The sequence below is a fragment of the Kitasatospora sp. NBC_00458 genome (assembly GCF_036013975.1).
Lineage (GTDB): Bacteria > Actinomycetota > Actinomycetes > Streptomycetales > Streptomycetaceae > Kitasatospora.
In genome coordinates, this window is the sequence record NZ_CP107904.1 from 4,400,310 (window position 1) to 4,419,073 (window position 18,764).

Below are 18,764 nucleotides of genomic sequence, written 5' to 3' on the forward strand. Positions count from 1 at the left end.
GGCACTGCCGGGAACGGCGAGGGCCGGCCGCCCCGGTCGGGGTGGCCGGCCCTCGCCGGTCGGGTCGCCGCCCGCCGCTCCGGACTACTCCTTGCCGAGCAGGGAGACGTCCAGCCGCTCCGCCGCGTAGTCGGCGCGGATCACCTTCTTGTCGAACTTGCCGACCGAGGTCTTCGGCACCGCCTCGACCAGCGCCCAGCGCTCCGGCAGCTGCCAGGAGGCGATCCGGCCCGCCAGGAACGCCCGCAGCTCCGCGAGACCGGCCGTGGCACCCGGGCGGAGCACCACGGTGGCCAGCGGCCGCTCGCCCCACTTCTCGTCCGGGACCGCCACCACCGCGGCCTCGGCGACCTCGGGGTGGGCCATCAGGTGGTTCTCCAGGTCCACCGAGGAGATCCACTCGCCGCCGGACTTGATCACGTCCTTGGCCCGGTCGGTGAGGGTCAGGTAGCCGTCGGCGGTGATGGTGCCGACGTCACCGGTGCGCAGCCAGCCGTCCTCGGAGAACTTGTCGTCCGGGCGCTCCGGGTCGTTGCCCGCGCCCCCGTAGTACGCCCCGGCGATCCACGGCCCGCGCACCTCCAGCTCGCCCGCCGAGGCGCCGTCGTGCGGCATCCGCTCGCCGCCCGGGCCGATCAGCCGGGCCTCGACGGAGGCCGGGAAGACGCCCTGGGTGACCCGGTACGGCCACTCCTCCTCCGGGGTGAGCCCGCCCGGCGGCTGGGCGAAGGAGCCGAGCGGCGAGGTCTCGGTCATCCCCCAGGCGTGCACGACCCGGATCCCGTGGCGCTCCTCGTAGCCCTGCATCAGCGACGGCGGGCAGGCCGAACCGCCGATGACCACCATGCGCAGGCTGGACGTGTCGTAGTCGCCGGCGTCCAGTTCGTCCAGCAGGCCGCTCCAGATGGTCGGCACCGCGGCGCTGACGGTGGGCCGGACCGCGGCGATCATCGCGGCCATCGGCTTGGGCTGGAGGAAGCGGTCCGGCATCAGCAGGCTCGCGCCGGACATGAAGGCGGCGTGCGGGATGCCCCAGGCGTTGACGTGGAACATCGGGACGACCGGCAGCGCGGTGTCGCGCGGGGTGAAGGCGAAGTTGTCGCCGGTGTTCACCTGGAGACAGTGCAGGTAGACCGAGCGGTGGCTGTAGAGCACGCCCTTCGGGTCACCGGTGGTGCCGGAGGTGTAGCAGAGCACGGCGGCCTGGCGCTCGTCGAGGTCGGTGAGCCACGGGTAGGAGGCCGGCCGGCCGGCGATCAGCTCCTCGTAGTCGTGCACGGTGCCCGCGAAACCGTCCAGCACGGAACGGTCGCCGGGGCCGCTGACCACGATGTGCCGCAGCGTCGGGTTGAGCTCCGGGAGGACCGCGGCCAGCAGCGGCAGGACGGTGCCGTTGACGATGACGACCCGGTCGGCGGCGTGGTTGACGATGAACGACAGCTGGTTCGGCGGGAGCCGCAGGTTCAGCGTGTGCAGCACCGCGCCCATCGCCGGCACCGCCAGGTACGCCTCCAGGTGCTCCGCGTTGTTCCACATCAGGGTCGCGACCCGGTCGTCCGCCGTCACGCCGAGCTCGTCCCGCAGCGCCCACGCCAGCTGCGCGGCCCGCGCGCCCACCTCCGCGTACGTGCGGACCACCGGGCCGGTCCCGTCCCAGGTGGTGACGGTCGAGCGCCCGTGGATGGTCGACCCGTGCTCCAGGATCCTGGCGACGGTGAGCGGTACGTCCTGCATCGTGCTGAACACGGGTCCTCCTCGACCTGGGCGGCACTGCGGCTGCTGCTGCCCCTGACTCCCGCCCCCGGCCGCCGGGCGGCTACTGGGCGGTAATGCGGGCAACCGAGCCCGATTGTGCCCGGCCACCTGCCCGATGTCAGCATCCCGGCCCCGTTGCCCCCGTCACGACTTCATCCCGGTCGCCGCGGGCCGACCGCTGCCCGGGGTCCGCGGACCGCCGCGCCGCAGCCGTCCCACCGCCTGCGGCGCCGGGGGCCGGGGCCCGGGCGGAGCCGCTCGGCGCCGGGGGACCGGGGTACGCGGCCCGGAGTCCGCGGCCCCGGGCGCACCGCACCTCCCCTCCCCTCCCCGGTTCCGATACTCCCGGCACTCCGACCGGAGGGGGCCGAGGTGCGGGCGGAACGGGCGGGATACTGGGGCCATGGGTGACGGACGTGGCGAAAGACGGGCGGGGCGGGGGCCGGTCGACTTTCGGATGCCGTGCCCGTGCTGCTCGGGCGGGATGCGGACGCAGGCACGGGTGGGGGTCCGAGGGGACCGGACCGGGACGGGCTACATCCCGGAGACCTGCCGCTACTGCGAGGGACGCGGCTGGCTGACCCTCGCACTGAAGGAATGACGGGCCGACAGGCGGCCGGACCGGCAGGCGACTCGCGACCGTCGCCGTCGGCGGCCCGCGGCTGCCCGCGTCGGCGCCCGGGCCGCACTCGTACGCGGTGATGACCGGCTGAAGCCCGGGCCCGGAGTTCTGGGTCCGGAGTTCTGGGTCCGGCGCCCACGAGCAGACGGCCGAGGTGGAGGCGCCCACGGAGCCCGGCACCTCGCGCTCCCGCCCGGTCGCCCCGTCGCGCCCCGGCGGGGCGACGGCGGGGCGACGGCCGGTCAGCCGGCCAGCGGCGCGTCGACCTGGTTGCGGTCCACGGTGAGCGTCGCGCCGCCGTACGTCTCCTCGACGTTGCCGCGGTACTGGTGGACGCGCTGGTGGTCGGCCCAGAGCTCGGGGCTGAGCGGCCCGCCCCCGACGGTGTCGGCGTGGTCGTCCCAGCGCGCGTACCAGAGGGTGTCGGGCAGCGGCGAGCTGCCGGCCCGCGCGGCCGCCGCGAGGTCGGCGATGCCGGAGTCGAGGCTGGAGTAGAAGCCGGACCGGTAGCCGGCCGTGTGCAGGCCCTGGGTCCAGCCGAGGGTGAAGTCGACGACGGCCTGACCGCAGGCGGGGTCGCTCATCGGGTAGGCCTCGATGTCCAGGAAGACCGGGCTGCCCCCGCCGAGCCCGACCGCCTGCAGGCCGCCGACCGCCTCGGCCGCCTCCTCGCGGCCCTGCTGGACGGCGCGGGCCGGGTCGATCCGCTTCGGCTTGCGCTTCAGGTCGCTGCACGGCGCCTGCAGGCCGACGTGGACGGGCAGGAACCGCCACCCCATCTCGCGGGCCTGCCGGACCCAGTCGGCGGTGAGCCGCGGCTGGGTGCAGCCGCGCTGGCCTCCGCTGGTGTAGATGCCGAGCGCGCCGTACGGCGAGGCTCCCCGCCAGGCGCGCAGGGTCTCCAGCGGCGGCGCGGTGCAGGCGTCGAAGGCGGCGCCGGTGTAGAGGTCACGGGTGCGGAGGGCGGGCGGCCCGAACCGGTCCGGGAGGAGGGTGGGGCGGATGCGGGGGACGGCGGCGGCCGCCGGGGCGGCCTCGTCGGCGCTCGCGCCCGGCCCTCCGGCGGCCAGCAGGAGGACGAGGGAGGCGGCGGCGAGGGCCGCGGGGCGGAGATAGCGCACGCCGCCTTGATACTGACGGACCGTCGGGCGTGCCCGGCTGCCGCGCCGCACGCGCCCCGGAAGCTCACCCTTTCGGACGCACCCGTCCGTATCCGTCCCGATTTTTGTAACGAGCTTGCCGCCTAGTGGCTCCTTACGGCAAACTCGCCACTATGCCCACGCCCAACCCCAGCGAAACCGCCGCCCCGATGTCGGCCACAGCCGTCGCCGAGGCCCTTGCCATGCCGCCCGCCCCCAAGGGCGAGCCCGCCGGCGAGCGCGGTGGCTGGCGACGAGGCGAGGCGCCCGGCGACGGGCTGCCACCGGACGCACGACCCGGCCGACCGTCCGACCGACGGTTCCCGAACTTCCTGCGGCGCCCGGAGCGAATCCCGGCGCCGCTTCTCTGTCTGACCGCGATGTTCCTGGTGCAGACCGGGATCGCCTTCTCCAAGCCCCTCTTCGGCCCGCTCGGGGTGAGCGGCACGACCTTCCTCCGGCTGAGCTTCGCGGCGGTCATCCTGCTGGCCGTCACCCGGCCGCGGCTGCGCGGTCGCCGGCCGCGCGACCTCGCGGCCGCCGCACTGCTCGGCATGGCCTCGGCCGGCATGACCCTGCTGTTCGCCGGGGCGATCGACCGGCTGCCGATGGGCACCGCCGCGACCATCGAGTTCCTCGGCCCGCTCGCGGTGGCGCTGTTCTTCGCCCGCCGCGCCAGCCATCTGCTGTGGGCGCTGCTCGCCGCCGGCGGGGTGGCGCTGCTGACGCTGCTCGGCGAGGGCGGGGAGGGGGCCGGGCTCGACCCGGTCGGCCTGGTCTACGCCTTCGGGGCGGCCGCCTGCTACGCCGCGTACATCCTGTTCACGGACAAGGTCGGGGCCGCGTTCCAGGGCTTCCAGGGGCTGGCCGTGTCGATGACGGTCGGCGCGCTCGCGGTGGCGCCGTTCGGGCTGGGCGAGGCCTGGGACGGCCTGACCGAGCCGGGCGCCTCGCCGCTGACGCTGCTGCTCGCGGTCGCGGGGGTGTCGCTGCTGCTGCCGGTGATCCCGTACGCGCTGGAGATGACGGCACTGCGGCGGATGCCGCAGCGGGTGTTCAGCGTGCTGGTGAGCCTGGAGCCGGCGGTCAGCGCGCTGGTCGGACTGGTCGTACTGGGGCAGCTGCTGGGAGCGTCGCAGCTGGCCGGGATCGGGTGCGTGGTGGCCGCGAGCGTCGGCGCGACGCTCACCGGGCGGCGCTGAGACGTCCGGAGGCGACGAGCGAGGAGGGGCGCGTACCGAGCCGGTACGCGCCCCTCCTCGTCTGCGGTGGCACCCCGGGGGCGCCGCCGCCCCACGGCCTGCGGCCCTATGGCCCTGCGGCACTGCCGTCCTACGGCCAGAGCAGGGTGCGCGACCACTCCGGGGTCCGGACGGGGCCGGTCCGGGTGTAGCGGAGCCGGACGTGGTGGCGGTCCGCGTGCCCCTGCCAGAACTCCACCTCGTGCGCCCAGAGCGTGAAGACGGCGTGCCCGGCGGCGACCGTGTCCGGGGTGGCCTCCAGCCTGCGCCGGGCGACCGCCACCGCCTCCTCGTACTCGGCCGGTGAGGCCAGCGGCTCGCTCTGCCGGCCGACCAGCGCACCGATCCGGGCGGCCGGGGAACGCGTCGCGAACTCGGCGGCCGCGACCTGGTCGGCGGCCCGCTCGACGGTGCCGCGGACCCTCACCTGGCGGCCCAGCTGCGGCCAGTACACGGTGATCGCGGCAGCCGGGTGGTCACCGAGCTGGCGGCCCTTGGGGCTGTCGGCGGCGGCGGAGAAGACCCAGCCGGTGCCGGAGGGGTCGACGTCGCGCAGCACCAGCACCCTGGCGTCCGGCATGCCGTCGGCGTCGACCGTGGAGAGCGTGACCACCTGCGGGTCCAGCACTCCCGCGTCGAGCGCGGTGGCGAGCCAGTCGACGAAGAGCGGGCCGGGCTCGGCCGGGGCCGCCTCGGCGTCGAAGACCGGCAGCGGACGGGTCATCGGCGGCCGGCCGAGCATGAGCTCGGGTACGGACCTGGGCTCGGTGCGGTGTTCCGCGGTCGGCGCAGGGGCCGGTGCAGGGGCCGGCTGCCCGGACGGCTCCACCGCCGACCCGGGGGTCGGCTCACGGCCCGACTCAGGGCCCGGTGCCGGCCTGGTCTCGCCCGGGCCGGTCAGGCCCTCCTCCTCCGCTGCCATCGCGCCCTTCCCTCCGGTTGCCGCGGTCGCAGCCCCTCGCCGGGCGGGCCACCGGGGCCCCGGGCGCGGGGGTGCGCTGTCGGAGCGCAACCGTACCGCCGCCCGGTGACGGACACGGGCGCGGGCCCCTCGACCGGGGCTCGGCCCGGGGCCCCGTCCCGGTCCCGCGGCGGCGGCCGCTCCCCGGGGAGGCCCGGACCCCGCGGCGGCCCGGCCGGTCCTGCGGCGGCGGCCGGGCCTCCCGTGCACCGCCCGGGTCCTCCGTGCACCGCCCGGGGCCTCCCCCGGACCGGCCGGGTCCTCCCGACGGGCGGCCGGACGCGCCCGTGGGCGGCACCGACCTGCGGTGCCGCCCACGGGACCGGTTCGCGGTGACCCTTTCCGCTACCCGGTCGTGCATTTCGCGATCCGTTCCGACCGCTTCGCTTCGATCCGATGTCACTGTCTGTTTCGAACCCCGCCGTGGATGCTCAGCTCATCCTCGGCCGCCCCTTCGCCGGCGCCCCCGCCGGCGATGGTTCCCTGGTTCCCGGTCGACCGACGCTCAGTGGAAGATCGGGGCGAAGACGACGTTGAAGTTCTTGTTGGACTGGCCGGCCAGGATGGTCCCCGAGTTGTCCTTCACCGCGAGGGTGTTGGCCTGGTTCGAGGCACCGGCCCCGGTGGCCGTCTGCTGGTTGGAGACGTAGTTGCCGTCGACCGAGCCGAAGATGTTGCCGGTCCCGATGTTCGACACCACGCCGCTGTTGGACCCGTCGTTGGCGAGCGCGCCGTTGTCGGCGGCGGCGACGCCGGCACCGGCGAGCAGCAGCCCCGCCGCGAGCGGAGCAGCCACCAGAAGACCGGCCACCTTGCGGGAGCGGATGCGAGCCATGAGAGCCTCCAAGAAACGGTAAATCGTGCAATGTGTGCGGGAGTTCGCCGGCCAGACGAACACCTGCGGGCTGCGACGCCGAGGGAAAGACTTCCGCAACAAATCGACAAAGCACCACCTCCCGGCGGCCTTTTCGCCCTTTAGCGTGATATCCAGCAGCCCGGCGCATAACCGGAGCAGAAACGGAAAGCGCGCCGACACACCGCCACCCACCTGGCATGTCGCCCGAACGGTCGGACACGACCGAAGATCCTCCGGCGGCGTGAAGGGGAGCACACGGACGACCCGGCGCACCACCCTGGCGCACGACACCGGCGAACACGCCCCCTAAAAGTTCGGTCGCGCCACCATGTCGACAAATCAAGCCATTCCGCGACAGTCCTAAAATACGGTGATCAGCAGATCCACCGAGCCGCTGAGCGGCCGATTCATTGAGTGGCCGAGTCATCGAGTGACTGATATTCAGATCTGCCGAGAATACGGTCAGACCGCCTTACCCGGGTTGAGAATGCCCAACGGGTCGAAGACCGCCTTCAGCTGCCGCTGCAGCTCCGACGCCACCGGGCCGATCTCCCGCGCCAGCCACTCCCGCTTGAGCAGGCCCACCCCGTGCTCCCCGGTGATCGTGCCGCCCAGCTCCAGCCCCAGCGCCATGATCTCGTCGAAGGACTGCTGTGCCCGCGCCGACTGCTCGGCGTCCGCCGCGTCGAAGATGACGATCGGGTGGGTGTTGCCGTCCCCCGCGTGGCTCACCACCCCGATGGTCAGCCCGTGCCGTTCGGCGATCGCCGCGACGCCGGTCAGCATCTCGACCAGCCTGGACCGCGGCACCGCCACGTCGTCGATCATCGTGGTGCCCAGCCGGTCCAGCGCCGGCAGCGCCAGCCTGCGCGCCTCCAGCAGCATCTCGGACTCCGCCTGGTCCTCGGCCGGCACCACCTCGGTCGCCCCGGCCGCCCGGCAGATCTCCCCCACCTCGGCCAGCCGGTCCACCCGGTCCGGACCGTCGAAGGCCACCAGCAGCAGCGCCTGGGTGGACTCCGGGAGACCCATCTTCGCGAGCTCGTTGACCGCCCGCACGCTCACCGCGTCCATCAGCTCCATCAGCGACGGCGCGAACCCGCGCGCCATCACCTCGCAGACCGCTTCGCCCGCCGCCGCCGCGCTCGGGAACTCCGCCGCCAGCGCCAGCTGCGGCTCGGGCGCCGGCCGCAGCGCCACCACCGCCCGGACCACCACGCCCAGCGTGCCCTCCGAGCCGACCAGCAGCCGGGTCAGGTCGTAGCCGGCGACGCCCTTGGCCGTCCGGCGCCCGGTCGACAGCAGCCGGCCGTCCGCCAGCACCACGTCGAGCCCGAGCACGTACTCGCTGGTCACGCCGTACTTGACGCAGCACAGCCCGCCCGCTCCGGTCCCGATGTTCCCGCCGATCGTGCAGGACTCCCAGCTCGACGGGTCCGGCGGGTAGGCGAGCCCCGACGCGGCGGCGGCCCGGGAGAGTTCGGCGTTCACCACTCCGGGTTCGACCACCGCGATCCGGTCGACCGGGTCGAGCTCCAGGATCCGGTTCATCTTCACCATCGAGAGCACGATGCAGCCGTCCACCGCGTTGGCCGCGCCGGACAGACCCGTCCGCGCCCCCTGCGGGACCACCGGGACGCGCAGGGCCGTGGCGGTCCGCATGACGTGCTGCACCTGCTCGACCGTTTCCGGGAAGACCACCACGGCCGGGGTGCCGGCCGCGCAGAAGCCCGCCATGTCGTGGCGGTAGGCGGCCGTCACGTCCGGGTCCACCGCCAGCGCGCCGGGCGGGAGCCCCTCCGCCAGTCGGTCCGTCAGGTCACTCATCCGCCGCCTCCGTTCACGCCGCCCGGTCCTACCGCACCGCTGCCGCCGTTGTCGCCGCTTCGCTTCCGTGCCGCTGCTGCCACCGACGCGTCCGCCGCCGAGCCGCGGCCGTCTCCGTGCTGCCCGCACCGCACCGCCGGTACCGCCGGTACGGTCGGCACCGTCGGCGGCCGCGCCACCGCGCTGCCGCCGCCGTGGACGTCCGGGTCGCGGAACGAGGCCACCGGCCCGAACCAGTCGGGCGGCCGCGTCCGGCTCTCGCACTCTGCCCGGCACCCGGCCGCCCGGCAAGTACGCCGCGCCCCACCGGTCCCCGGGGACGCTCGGGCACGGGGCGGGGCAGGCGGCCCGGACGGGACGCAGCGGGCGTCCGCGTCCCGCCCGCTACTCAGCCCCCCGCTCAGGCCCGCCGCAGCCTCCGGGCGCTCAGCGCGACGAGTCCGGCCGCGCCGGTGGCCAGCGCGCAGAGCACGGTCGGCAGCCGGGCCCCGGCCGCGTCGGCGAGCAGGCCGAGCATCCCCGTCGAGGCCACCAGCGCCGCACTCTGCACGAGCGTCAGCAGTGCCTGTACCCGGGCGAGATGCCCTTCCTGTGCGCTGCCCAGCACCAGCGGGCCGATCCGGCAGGCGAACAGCCCCGTGCCCACGCCCGTCACCACCCCGCCCGCCGCCGCCAGCAGCGGACCCGGCGCCCAGGCCAGCAGCGCGGTGCCCGCCGCCGCCGTACAGAGCCCGGCTGCCGCACCGGCCCACGCACGCCCCCACGCCCCGCTCCGCGCACCATCCCGGCGCCGGCCCCCGTCACCGTCCTCATCGCCGTCCCCACCAGTGCGCCAGGAGAGCAGGGCCGCGACCGCCAGGACCCCCGCGCCCTGCCCGCCCGTCACCAGCCCGGCCGGTCCGGCGCCCCACCCGCGTTCCCGGGCCAGCAGCGGCACGAGCAGCGAGACCACCGGCAGCAGCGCCCCCGCCGCCGCCCCGGTGAGCAGCAGCGCCGCCCGCAGCCGCCGGTCCCGCACCGCCAACCGCACCCCCGCGACCGCCTCCCGCAGCAGCCCGGGCGCGGCAGCCGCGCCCGCCGGGGCCTCCTGAGCCGAGGACTGCGGAGGAACGTCCGGGGACGTCGCCGGGGCTGCCGCCCCCTCGGCCCGGACCCGCACCCCCACCCGCAGCAGCACCAGCAGGAGGACCGCGAAGCTCACCGCGTCCGCCAGCGCCACCCCCGGCAGCCCGCCCGCCGCGACCAGCGCCCCGCCGAGCGGCGCCCCCAGCAGGTTCGCGGTCTGCGCTCCCGCCTGACGCAACGCCAGCGCCCGCGGCAGCTGCCCGGCACCCACCAGCAGCCGCGGCATCGCCCCGCTCGCCGGGAGGTAGAACGCGTCGACCACCCCGATCACGGCCGCCGCCACGACCAGCAGCCAGAGCGGCGTGCCCCAGCCGCCGGCGGCGCCCGCCAGCGCGAGCGTCGCGGCGAGCATCACCGTGTCCCCCGCGAGCATCACCCGGCGGGCGCCCAGCCGGTCCGCCAGCGCGCCGCCCAGCAGGACCAGGGCGGTGCGAGACACCGTGATCACCGTGAGCACCAGGCCGGCGGCGCCGCCCCCGTGTGCCGTGGCGGCCCAGCCCAGGGCGAAGTACATGGCGGCATCACCCAGGGCCCCGGCCTGGGCACCGGCCAGCCAGAGCAGGTAGGGCCCGGGCAGCCCCGCCCGGCCCCGGCGTCCGGCCCGCGCCGTGCGGGCCGGACGGCCGCCCCGTGCCGTGCGGTCGTCGCGGTCGGCCGCCCCGGGCGTGGTGGCCCCGTTCATCGTCATGTCGGCCGACGCTAGGACCCTCGACCCGGTCGAGGGCAAGCGCCACACCGTGGCCCGACTACCCCCGGACCACCGGCTCCTGCAGCTCGGTCACCCACCCGGCCCGGTCGTCCGGGCACTCCAGGTAGAGCTCCCGGGCGTACCCCGCCGAGCGGTAGCCGTTCTCGTCGATGAACCGCGCCAGCGCCTGGACGGAGCCCAGCGTGTCGTCCATCGACCCGCGGTGCACCACGGTCGCCGCCTCCTCGATCGCCGGCAGGTCGACCACCGCGAAGCCGTGCCTCCCGTCCGCCTCCACCGCGGCCCCGACCGGCACGGCCACCCTGACCAGCACCGCGCCGTCCCCGTCCGGAACGTCCTCGTAGCGGGCGACGGACGGCCCGGTCTCCGCGACCCCGGCCGCGGCCAGCAGGCCGCAGAGCTCCTCGAAGAGCGGACCGATCACCGGCCCGACGTCCTCCGGCCCGTAACTCGCCGCGACCGCCGTCAGTTCGGCCGCCCGCACCGACGGCACGCGCTTCACCACGACATCGTGCGTGGACATGGTCCCCTCGCTCTCGATCGTCCGGAGCCTCGCCTCGACCCGGGTCAGCCGCTCCGCGTCCGCCGCCATCGCCGCGGCGAGTTCGGCCCGCCGCAGCCGCAGCATCCCGCGCAGCTCCGCCGCGTCCACCTCCTCGTCCAGGACCGCCCGCACCTGTTGCAGCGAGAAGCCGAGGTCCTTGAGGGCGATGACGCGGTTGAGCCGGGCGAGCTGGGCGGCCTCGTAGCAGCGGTAGCCGCTGACCGGATCGACCCGGGCGGGGCGGAGCAGCCCGATGGCGTCGTAGTGCCGCAGCATGCGGACCGACACCCGGCCGTGTTTGGCGAAGTCTCCGATGTTGAACATGATGCCTCCAGTGCAGACCCTCACACCGTGTCATGGTCAAGCACCGGAGCTCCGCCCTCCGCTCGCCGGCCGCCCCGACGTCCCCCCTCCGCCCCTCCGCCCCTCCGCCCCGCCGGTCACCCGGTCACCCGGCCGCCCCTCCGCTCAGTCCGTCACGTCGAACCCCCGCCGGTCGCCCAGCACCCGCAGGCTCCGCTGTCCGGGGATCCCGTTGGCGTCCGTGCCCGAGTAGCCGAGGCTGCGCTGGAACGCGGCGTACGCCTGCACCGTCCGGGTGCCGAGCGACCCGTCCACCCAGCGCTGTTCCAGGAACCCCTCGTCGGCGAGCGCCTGTTCGACGATCCGGACCTCGCCGCCGTACGTCTGGTGGCCCTGCTCGGCCCCCGGGTCGGTGCGCGCCGCCGCCGCCACGTGGGCCGCCGAGACCCGCCGCGGCGAGGGCAGCCGGCCGAGCAGCCGACGCAGCGACCCCTCCCCCGGCACCCCGTCCGCGTCGGGGCCGGAGTAGCCCAGACTCTGTTGGAAGTCCTGGTAGTTGAGGGTGTCGGCGTCCCGCCAGTCCTGGTCGGGCCCGGACTGGTAGTGCCGCCCGAAACCCTGCCGGACCAGCGCCTGCCCCACCTCCAGGACCTGCGGCCCGTGCGCTCCGTAGCCGTACTCCAGGCCGTTGACCGTCACCCGGTAGCGGGCCGGCCCGGTGTCCGCGCGCGGCGGGGGCAGCGGCGCGCCGCCCGAGGCCGCGGCGATGCCGGGCAGCACGACCTCGCGGAACTGCCGCGCCCGGACGTCCCCGGGGCAGGCCGTCCCGCCGTCCGACCACTCCGGGAACATCCGGTGCACCCCGAACCCCGGCGCGTCCCAGGACGGGCAGACCCGCAGCGGGACGCCGTGCCGCTGGTGCAGCCAGACCCCGAGCGCGACCAGCGCCCCCACCTGCGCGTCCGTCCACGGGTCGGTGCTCCGGTCGTCGCTGGCCGACTCGATGCTCACCGCGCCGGTGCCGTCGGCGCGGCGGTTCGCGTGCATGTTGGCGTCGGCCCGGGTCTCGGTGCCGACGAACTGCCCCACGCTGCCGTCGTACCCGACCCCGAAGTGCGACTCCAGGTTGGTGGAGTCCCGCCAGTACTCGTACATCCGCCGCGGCGTCCACGGCGCCGCCACACTGTGGAAGATCACCTGCGTCGGCGTGATCGCCGTCTGCTCGTCCGACTCGGGCTGGAGCTCCATCTTCTCCGCGCCGGGGTACCAGGCCATCCGTCTCTCCTCGCCAGGCCCAGGGCAGTCCGCCCCTTGCTCCCGGCTAAACGAGACCCACACCCCCACACGAGGACACCTCGTCCCCAAACCCCCCGTTCAGGTGAAACCGGACACTCCGTACCCGTCCCGCCCCACCTCCACCCGCCCCCGAAAACACCGAAGGCGGGTGCCGGCGTGATGCCGGCACCCGCCTTGAGCAGGTGGTTTTCTCCAACCAGCGGAGAGCGTGGGATTCGAACCCACGGTACGGGGTCACCGCACGACAGTTTTCAAGACTGTTCCCTTAGGCCGCTCGGGCAGCTCTCCAGGCGGAGGTCAGCCTAACGGGTCCGGCGGGGTTCGGTGCACCGGGTTTTCGGGGGCGGGCGGGGGTCAGTCGCCGACGCGCTCGGCGAGGGTGACCTTGGTGTTGAAGGTCTGGCCGTTGCGGGTGTACTCGACGTCGACGATCTCGCCGGGCTTGTGCGTCCAGATCTTGCTGACCAGGGCCGGGCCGTTCTCGATCGGGCTGCCGCCGAGCTTGGTGATGACGTCGCCGGGCTTGAGGCCCGCCTTGTCCGCGGCGCCGCCGGGGGTGACGGCGGGGGTGCCCTGGATGTCGCGGGTCTGGATCTGGGCGCCGTCGCCCTTGTAGTCGTCGTTGCGCAGGACGTCCAGCTTGGCGTAGACCGGCTTGCCGGTCTTGATCAGGGTCTCGGCCACCCACTTGGCCTGGTTGACCGGGATCGCGAAGCCCAGGCCGATGGAGCCGGCCCGGCCGGTGCTGGAGGTGTTGGACTGGATCGCCGAGTTGATGCCGATCACCGCACCGCCCGAGTCGAGCAGCGGGCCGCCGGAGTTGCCGGGGTTGATGGAGGCGTCGGTCTGCAGGGCGTTCATGTAGGAGGACTGGGCTCCGGTCTCGTCGCCGGAGGCGACCGGGCGGTCCTTGGCGCTGATGATGCCGGTGGTGACGGTGGACTCCAGGCCGTACGGGGCACCGATGGCGATGGTGGAGTCGCCGACGTTGACCTTGTCGGAGTCGGCCAGCGGAAGCGGCGTCAGCTTGCCCTTGGGCGGGCTGTCGAGCTTGATGACCGCGACGTCGTAGCCCTCGGCGCGGCCGAGCACCGACGCGTTGTAGGAGGAGCCGTCGGCGAACTTGACGGTCAGTTTGCCGCCGCTGGACGCGGGCGCCACCACGTGGTTGTTGGTGAGGATGTGGCCCTCGGTGTCGAAGACGAAACCGGTGCCGGTGCCGGACTCGCCGTTGCCCTGCGCCTTGATGGTGACGACGCTGGGCAGCGCCTTCTGCGCGATGCCGGCCACCGAGCCGGGGGCGGCCTCGTTCTTCTGGGAGTTGTTGGCCTGGACGGTGGTGCTGGTGCGGTCGGCCGCGGCGCTGACGCGGTCGTCGTCACGGTCCGCGACGACCACGCCGACCGCGCCGCCGGCCACGCCGGCGACCAGGGCGACGGCCGCCACCAGGGCGATCAGGCCGCCGCGCTTCTTGCGCGGGCCGCCGGGCGCGGGGGCGCCGGGGTACTCGGCCGGGTAGCCGAGCGGGCCGCCGGGGCCACCGGGAGCGCCCGGGCCGCCGGGGGTGATGTCGTGCCCGCCCCAGCCGCCGAGCGGCTGGCCTGCGCCGAACGGGTGGTGCTGGCCGGTCGCGCCGTGGGCGTGCGGCGCGGCCGGGGCGCCGTACGGGTCGTGGGCGGCGAGGGCGGCGAGGGCGGCGAGGGCGGCCGGCGGGACCGGGGTGCCGGGGGCGGGGGTGGCGTACGGGTTGCCGACCTGCGCGGCGGGCGCCGGGGCGGCCGGGGCCGGCGCGGCGGGCGGCAGGACCGGCGGCGGGGCGTCGAGGTAGCCGGTGTCGGCGACCGGGGCCGCCGGAGCCGCCGGAGCGGCCGGGGCCGCCGGAGCCGGCTCGGGCGCACCGACCTTGCCGAAGGCCAGGGTGGGCGTGAACCCGCCGTTACCGCCCTCGGCGGGTGCGGCGCCCGGTGCGGCCTGGCCGGACGGGTACTGGCCGGACGGGTACTGATCGGACGGGTACTGATCGGACGGGTACTGATCGGACGGGTACTGGTCGGCAGCGGGCGTCGCCACGGGGGCGTGGCCGGCCGCGGACTGCTGCGCCGGACCGTCGGGAGCGGGAACCGCCACCCCCTGGCCGCCGGAGGGCTGCTCCCCCTGCGGCCCGGTGGACCCAACCTCGCGCTCGGTGCTCACGGACGACCTCCATAGCTGACAGGACCAACAACCATAGTTTTTCGCACACTCGATTCGATTGCCGTAAGGACCCTTCTGAAGAAGTCATAAGAATCCTTAGCCCGGCCAGACAGAGCCTGCTGGAAAGCCTCGCCCGGCGGGGCTCCGCGCGCTGCGGCGGCGCACCCGGGAGCGCGGTCGCCCCGCACCCCCGCGACACCTCCGCCGCACCCGTCGGCCCCCTTCGACCCCCCCGTGCGCGGTCCTCTGGCCTTGGCGTTCTCCGCCCCGCCCGCTAGCCTGTCGCTCCAAACTGACACGCGGGAGCTTGGACCCACCAGGCTGAGAGTGCGCCGGTCGACCGTACGCCACGGGATCCGTGGGCGGGGCGTCGAGGGGGCGCAGACCGCCGGAACCTGTCCGGGTAATGCCGGCGTAGGGAGTATCGGCCATGCCGCCTGCTTCGCCATCCTCGTCCCCGGGTGCGCCCTCCTCCGAGGGTCTCCCCCCGTCGTCCGACGCCGGGGGCGCCCTCCCCGGTTCCCGGACGGCCTCCGCCGGTTCCGCCGGCACCGCCGTCCTGGACCGCCCCGGGGGCCCGGCCGGCGCCCGTGTCGAGGCACCGCTGGTGCTGGACACCGAGCCGCCGCGCACGCTCCGCTTCCGCGACCACTTCGCGCTCTGGATGAACCTCGGCGTCTCGCTGATCGGCTTCACCACCGCCGCCACCGTGCTCGGCGCCCCGGGAAGCGAGCTGTCGCTGGCCGCCGCGGTGACCGCGATCGTGGCCGGCACCGTGGTCGGCACCGCGATGCTCGGGGTGGCCGCCCTGATCGGCGCGCGGACCGGCGCGCCGGCCATGGCCAACCTGCGCGGGCTCTTCGGGACGCGGCTGTCGTACGTGCCGACGGTGCTCAACATCGTCCAGTGCATCGGCTGGGGCGTGTACGAGCTGCTGGTCATCGCGATGGGCGCGCAGACCGTCGTCGGCACCGAGGGCTACCGCTGGATCTTCGTCGTCCTGGCGGGCGCCGTGACCACCGCGCTCACCATCTGGCCGCTCGGCGCGATCGCGGTGCTGCGCCGCTTCGTCGCCGCCGCGGTGGCGGTCGCGATGGTGTACTTCACCGTCCAGCTGGGCCGCAACGGCGTGTCCGACCCGGGCGCGGGCAACTGGCACGGCTTCCTGAAGGCGACCGACGCGATGATCGCAGTGTCGATCTCCTTCGTGCCGCTGGCCGCCGACTACACCCGGCACTCGCGCACCCCGCGCTCGGCCTTCTGGGGCAGCTTCTCCGGCTACACCGTGGCGCAGGTCTGGTGCTACGTGCTCGGCCTGTTCGCGCTGCTCCAGGCGGACGGCGACGCCACCCGGATCTTCGACTCCTTCCTGGGCGTCTGGGCCGGCTGGCTGTTCCTGCTGGTCCTGGTGCTGCGCGAGACCGACCAGTCGTTCGCCAACGTGTACTCGACCGCGATGTCGATCCACAACCTGCTGCCGAAGGTCGACCGCCGGGTGCTGACCGGCGGCACCGGGCTGCTGATCACCGTGCTGGCCCTGCAGATCACCGAGTTCACCGACTCGTACTACGCCTTCCTCGGCCTGATCGGCTCGGTCTTCGTGCCGATGTTCGCGGTGCTGGCGGTCGACTTCTTCCTCGGCGCCGGGCGGCGCGGCTGGAACCTCTCCGCCGACGCGCCGTCCCGCTGGCTGATGCTGCTGCCGTGGGTGCTCGGCTTCGCCGTCTACCAGCTGATCGCGCCGACCGCGATCGCCGGCTGGTGGACCGACTTCTGGACCTCCGCGCAGGAGGCGCTGCACTTCACCCCGCAGGAGTGGACCTCGGCCTCGCTGTTCGGCTTCCTGGTGCCGGCCCTGGTCACCTGGGCGCTCACCCCGCTCACCCGGGGCGCCGCCGCACGCTGACCACCGGGTGTGACCACGGCGCGTGACCACGACCGCGACCGTGCCCGAAGACGGCCCCACAGGTTGGGGCCGTCTTCGTCTCCGTGTCACTTCCGCGGCCTATCGTGGAGGGCGTGACCAGCCCTGACCTCTCGCCCGCGACGGCACGCACCGCGTCGCCCGTCCAGGTGATCGCCCACCGCGGTTCCTCGCACGCCCTGCCCGAGCACACGCTCGCCGCCTACCGCCGGGCCCTCTCCGAGGGCGCGGACGCGCTGGAGTGCGACGTCCGGGTGACCGCCGACGGGCAGCTCGTCTGTGTGCACGACCGGCGGATCGGCCGGGTGTCGGACGGCCGGGGCACCGTCTCCGCGATGACGCTGGCCGAGCTGGAGGCGCACGACTTCGGCGCCTGGAAGACCGGCCGGCCCAGCGAGGACCCGGAGCTGCGCGGAGTGCTGCGGCTGGAGAGCCTGCTGGAGCTGGTCAGCGACTGCGGGCGCCCGGTGGACCTCGCGATCGAGACCAAGCACCCGGTCCGGTTCCGCGGCCGGGTGGAGTCCGAGCTGCTGCGGACGCTGGACCGGTTCGGGATCGGCGGCACCGGGGAGGGCGGGCGGGCGCGGGCCCGGATCATGAGCTTCTCCTCACTGGCCCTGGCCCGGGTGGGCGCGGCCGCGCCGGAGTACCCGCGGGTGTTCCTGTTCGAGCGCGGACTGGCGCTGCGCGGGCGGCTGCGCCCGGGCGCGCCCCTGCCGGGCGGCGCACGGATCGCCGGTCCCGGCATCGAGCTGGTGCGGGCCCGGCCGGGGCTGGTGACCAGGCTGCGCGAGCTGGGCCACCAGGTGCACGTCTGGACCGTCGACGAGCCGGCCGACGTCGAGCTCTGCCTGGAGCTCGGGGTGTCCGCGATCATCACCAACCGCCCGGCGGAGGTGCTGGCCCAGCTCGGCCGCTGACGGGTCCGGCTGCCGACGGGTCCGACCGCTGACGGTCCGGGCTCTGACGGTTCGGGCCGCCGCCGGGTCCGGCCGGCGACCGGTCCGGCCGCCGCCGGAATAGGTGATCGGGCCGCACGGAACCGTCCGGTGAACCGTTCAACCACCCGGCTCCGTTGATCGTCTTGGTAGGGACTCAAACCTTCCGGTGGCGATTTCTGACGCAATTACGGCACTTTCACGACGCAGGGTGAGTATCGAATCACCTGTCGCGCACCGTCTGTCGACCGGCTTGAAATGTCCGTGCGGGATCGCCGTCCGGTCGTTTCCGACGTATTGCCAAGGGGCATCCATCCCTCGGCATACGCTGAAGGAGGTCCGGGGGTGGCGTTGATGGTGGCGCGTGAAGTGCCGACTTCATCGACCATGGCAGTGCCGCACGGCCCAGCGAGCGTCGGGGCCGCGCGGCGCCGACTGCGTCGAGATCTGGGTGACCGGCAGATACCGGAACCGGTCATCGATGATGCTGTTCTGATCCTTTCCGAACTGCTGAGCAACGCGTGTCGTTACGCGCGACCGCTCGGCCCGCTGCCCGCGCTCGGTCACGGCGCCCGGGCCGAGGTCGTGGAGCCGCTCCTGGTCGGCGTGCCGTCCCGGACCGCCGGGGCGGGCGAGAGCCGGTCCGCGGTCCCGAGCGGCACCGGCGGCGGCACCGGCGGCGGCAGCGGGGACGGCAACGGCGGCACGGGCGGCAGCGGGGACGACGGGGACGGCGGTGTCCTGGTCCGCTGGCAGATGCACGCGGACGGCGTGCTCACCCTGGAGGTGACCGACGGCGGGGCGCAGACCCGGCCGTCGCCGGCCAGTCCGTCGCTGACCTCGCACGGCGGTCGCGGGCTGGGCATCGTGGACCAGCTGGCCAGCGACTGGGGCGTGCGCGACGCGCCCGGCGAGGTGACGGTGTGGGCGGCCCTGCCCGCCCGGGCCCGCCACGCGAGGCGGACCGGCGGCGCACCGCGCAGCGCCTGAGCGACCGCGGCACCCCGGCAGCCGAACGGCACGCACCCGCCGCGACCGCGGCACCCGCCACGCCGCACGCCGGCCGACCGGCGGGCGTGCCACTGCCCCCCGCGCACCGGTCCGGCCACCGGGTTCCGGCCACCCGGCCCTCCCGCGCACAGGCACCCGGCGGGCCCCGAAGCGCCCCGGCACCCCGCCGCACCCCCGCCCGCCCGGCCGTGCCGCACCCCGCCGGACCTGCGACGGCGCCACCCGGCCGAGCGCCCCCGCACCCCGGCGTGCGCCCACACGCCCGGAGAACGTCAGTAGGCTGCCCGGAGCACAACACCACCGTCCCCGGGAGAGCCGCA

At 74.9% G+C, this 18,764-nt stretch carries 13 protein-coding genes and 1 tRNA gene; 4 read left to right on the forward strand and 10 right to left on the reverse strand.

Annotation, left to right across the window (positions count from 1 at the left end):
• Positions 1 to 84 precede the first annotated feature (84 nt).
• The gene (locus OG550_RS18070; RefSeq protein ID WP_327678805.1) at positions 85 to 1,746 is read right to left on the reverse strand and encodes a long-chain fatty acid--CoA ligase; all 1,662 of its coding nucleotides are present in this window, start codon (positions 1,744 to 1,746) and stop codon (positions 85 to 87) included.
• 873 nt (positions 1,747 to 2,619) lie between these two features.
• A complete protein-coding gene (locus OG550_RS18075; protein ID WP_327678806.1) occupies positions 2,620 to 3,498 on the reverse strand; it encodes a DUF1906 domain-containing protein in 879 nt (292 codons plus the stop codon).
• 152 nt (positions 3,499 to 3,650) lie between these two features.
• On the opposite strand from OG550_RS18075, the gene OG550_RS18080 reads away from it, so the two are divergent.
• A complete protein-coding gene (locus OG550_RS18080; protein WP_327678808.1) occupies positions 3,651 to 4,718 on the forward strand; it encodes an EamA family transporter in 1,068 nt (355 codons plus the stop codon).
• Between the two features lie 130 nt (positions 4,719 to 4,848).
• Here OG550_RS18080 and OG550_RS18085 read toward each other — a convergent pair whose 3' ends face one another.
• The 8 genes from OG550_RS18085 to OG550_RS18120 all read right to left on the reverse strand — a co-directional run bounded on the left by OG550_RS18085 (position 4,849) and on the right by OG550_RS18120 (position 14,571).
• Positions 4,849 to 5,481 (reverse strand): pyridoxine/pyridoxamine 5'-phosphate oxidase, encoded by a 633-nt coding sequence (locus tag OG550_RS18085; protein WP_327678809.1) that lies wholly within the window; start codon positions 5,479 to 5,481, stop codon positions 4,849 to 4,851.
• 742 nt (positions 5,482 to 6,223) lie between these two features.
• Entirely contained in the window at positions 6,224 to 6,553 is a 330-nt protein-coding gene (locus OG550_RS18090; protein WP_327678811.1) for a hypothetical protein, read from the reverse strand.
• Positions 6,554 to 7,036: 483 nt separating this feature from the next.
• Positions 7,037 to 8,401, reverse strand: coding sequence for an FAD-binding oxidoreductase (locus tag OG550_RS18095; protein WP_327678813.1), 1,365 nt, complete (start codon positions 8,399 to 8,401; stop codon positions 7,037 to 7,039).
• 400 nt (positions 8,402 to 8,801) lie between these two features.
• Entirely contained in the window at positions 8,802 to 10,214 is a 1,413-nt protein-coding gene (locus OG550_RS18100; protein ID WP_327678814.1) for an MFS transporter, read from the reverse strand.
• A 58-nt stretch (positions 10,215 to 10,272) separates the two neighbouring features.
• Entirely contained in the window at positions 10,273 to 11,103 is an 831-nt protein-coding gene (locus tag OG550_RS18105) for a MerR family transcriptional regulator (RefSeq protein WP_327678816.1), read from the reverse strand.
• A 144-nt stretch (positions 11,104 to 11,247) separates the two neighbouring features.
• Positions 11,248 to 12,357, reverse strand: coding sequence for a peptidoglycan-binding protein (locus tag OG550_RS18110; protein ID WP_327678818.1), 1,110 nt, complete (start codon positions 12,355 to 12,357; stop codon positions 11,248 to 11,250).
• Between the two features lie 221 nt (positions 12,358 to 12,578).
• Positions 12,579 to 12,666, reverse strand: a tRNA-Ser gene (locus OG550_RS18115).
• Positions 12,667 to 12,732: 66 nt separating this feature from the next.
• Entirely contained in the window at positions 12,733 to 14,571 is a 1,839-nt protein-coding gene (locus tag OG550_RS18120; RefSeq protein WP_327678820.1) for a S1C family serine protease, read from the reverse strand.
• Positions 14,572 to 15,178: 607 nt separating this feature from the next.
• Here OG550_RS18120 and OG550_RS18125 point away from each other — a divergent pair.
• The 3 genes from OG550_RS18125 to OG550_RS18135 all read left to right on the forward strand — a co-directional run bounded on the left by OG550_RS18125 (position 15,179) and on the right by OG550_RS18135 (position 18,423).
• Entirely contained in the window at positions 15,179 to 16,477 is a 1,299-nt protein-coding gene (locus OG550_RS18125) for a purine-cytosine permease family protein (RefSeq protein ID WP_327678823.1), read from the forward strand.
• Between the two features lie 113 nt (positions 16,478 to 16,590).
• On the forward strand, positions 16,591 to 17,415 hold the full coding sequence (locus OG550_RS18130) for a glycerophosphodiester phosphodiesterase family protein (RefSeq protein WP_327678824.1): 825 nt from the start codon (positions 16,591 to 16,593) through the stop codon (positions 17,413 to 17,415).
• A 405-nt stretch (positions 17,416 to 17,820) separates the two neighbouring features.
• Positions 17,821 to 18,423, forward strand: coding sequence for an ATP-binding protein (locus tag OG550_RS18135; protein WP_327678826.1), 603 nt, complete (start codon positions 17,821 to 17,823; stop codon positions 18,421 to 18,423).
• Positions 18,424 to 18,764 lie beyond the last annotated feature (341 nt).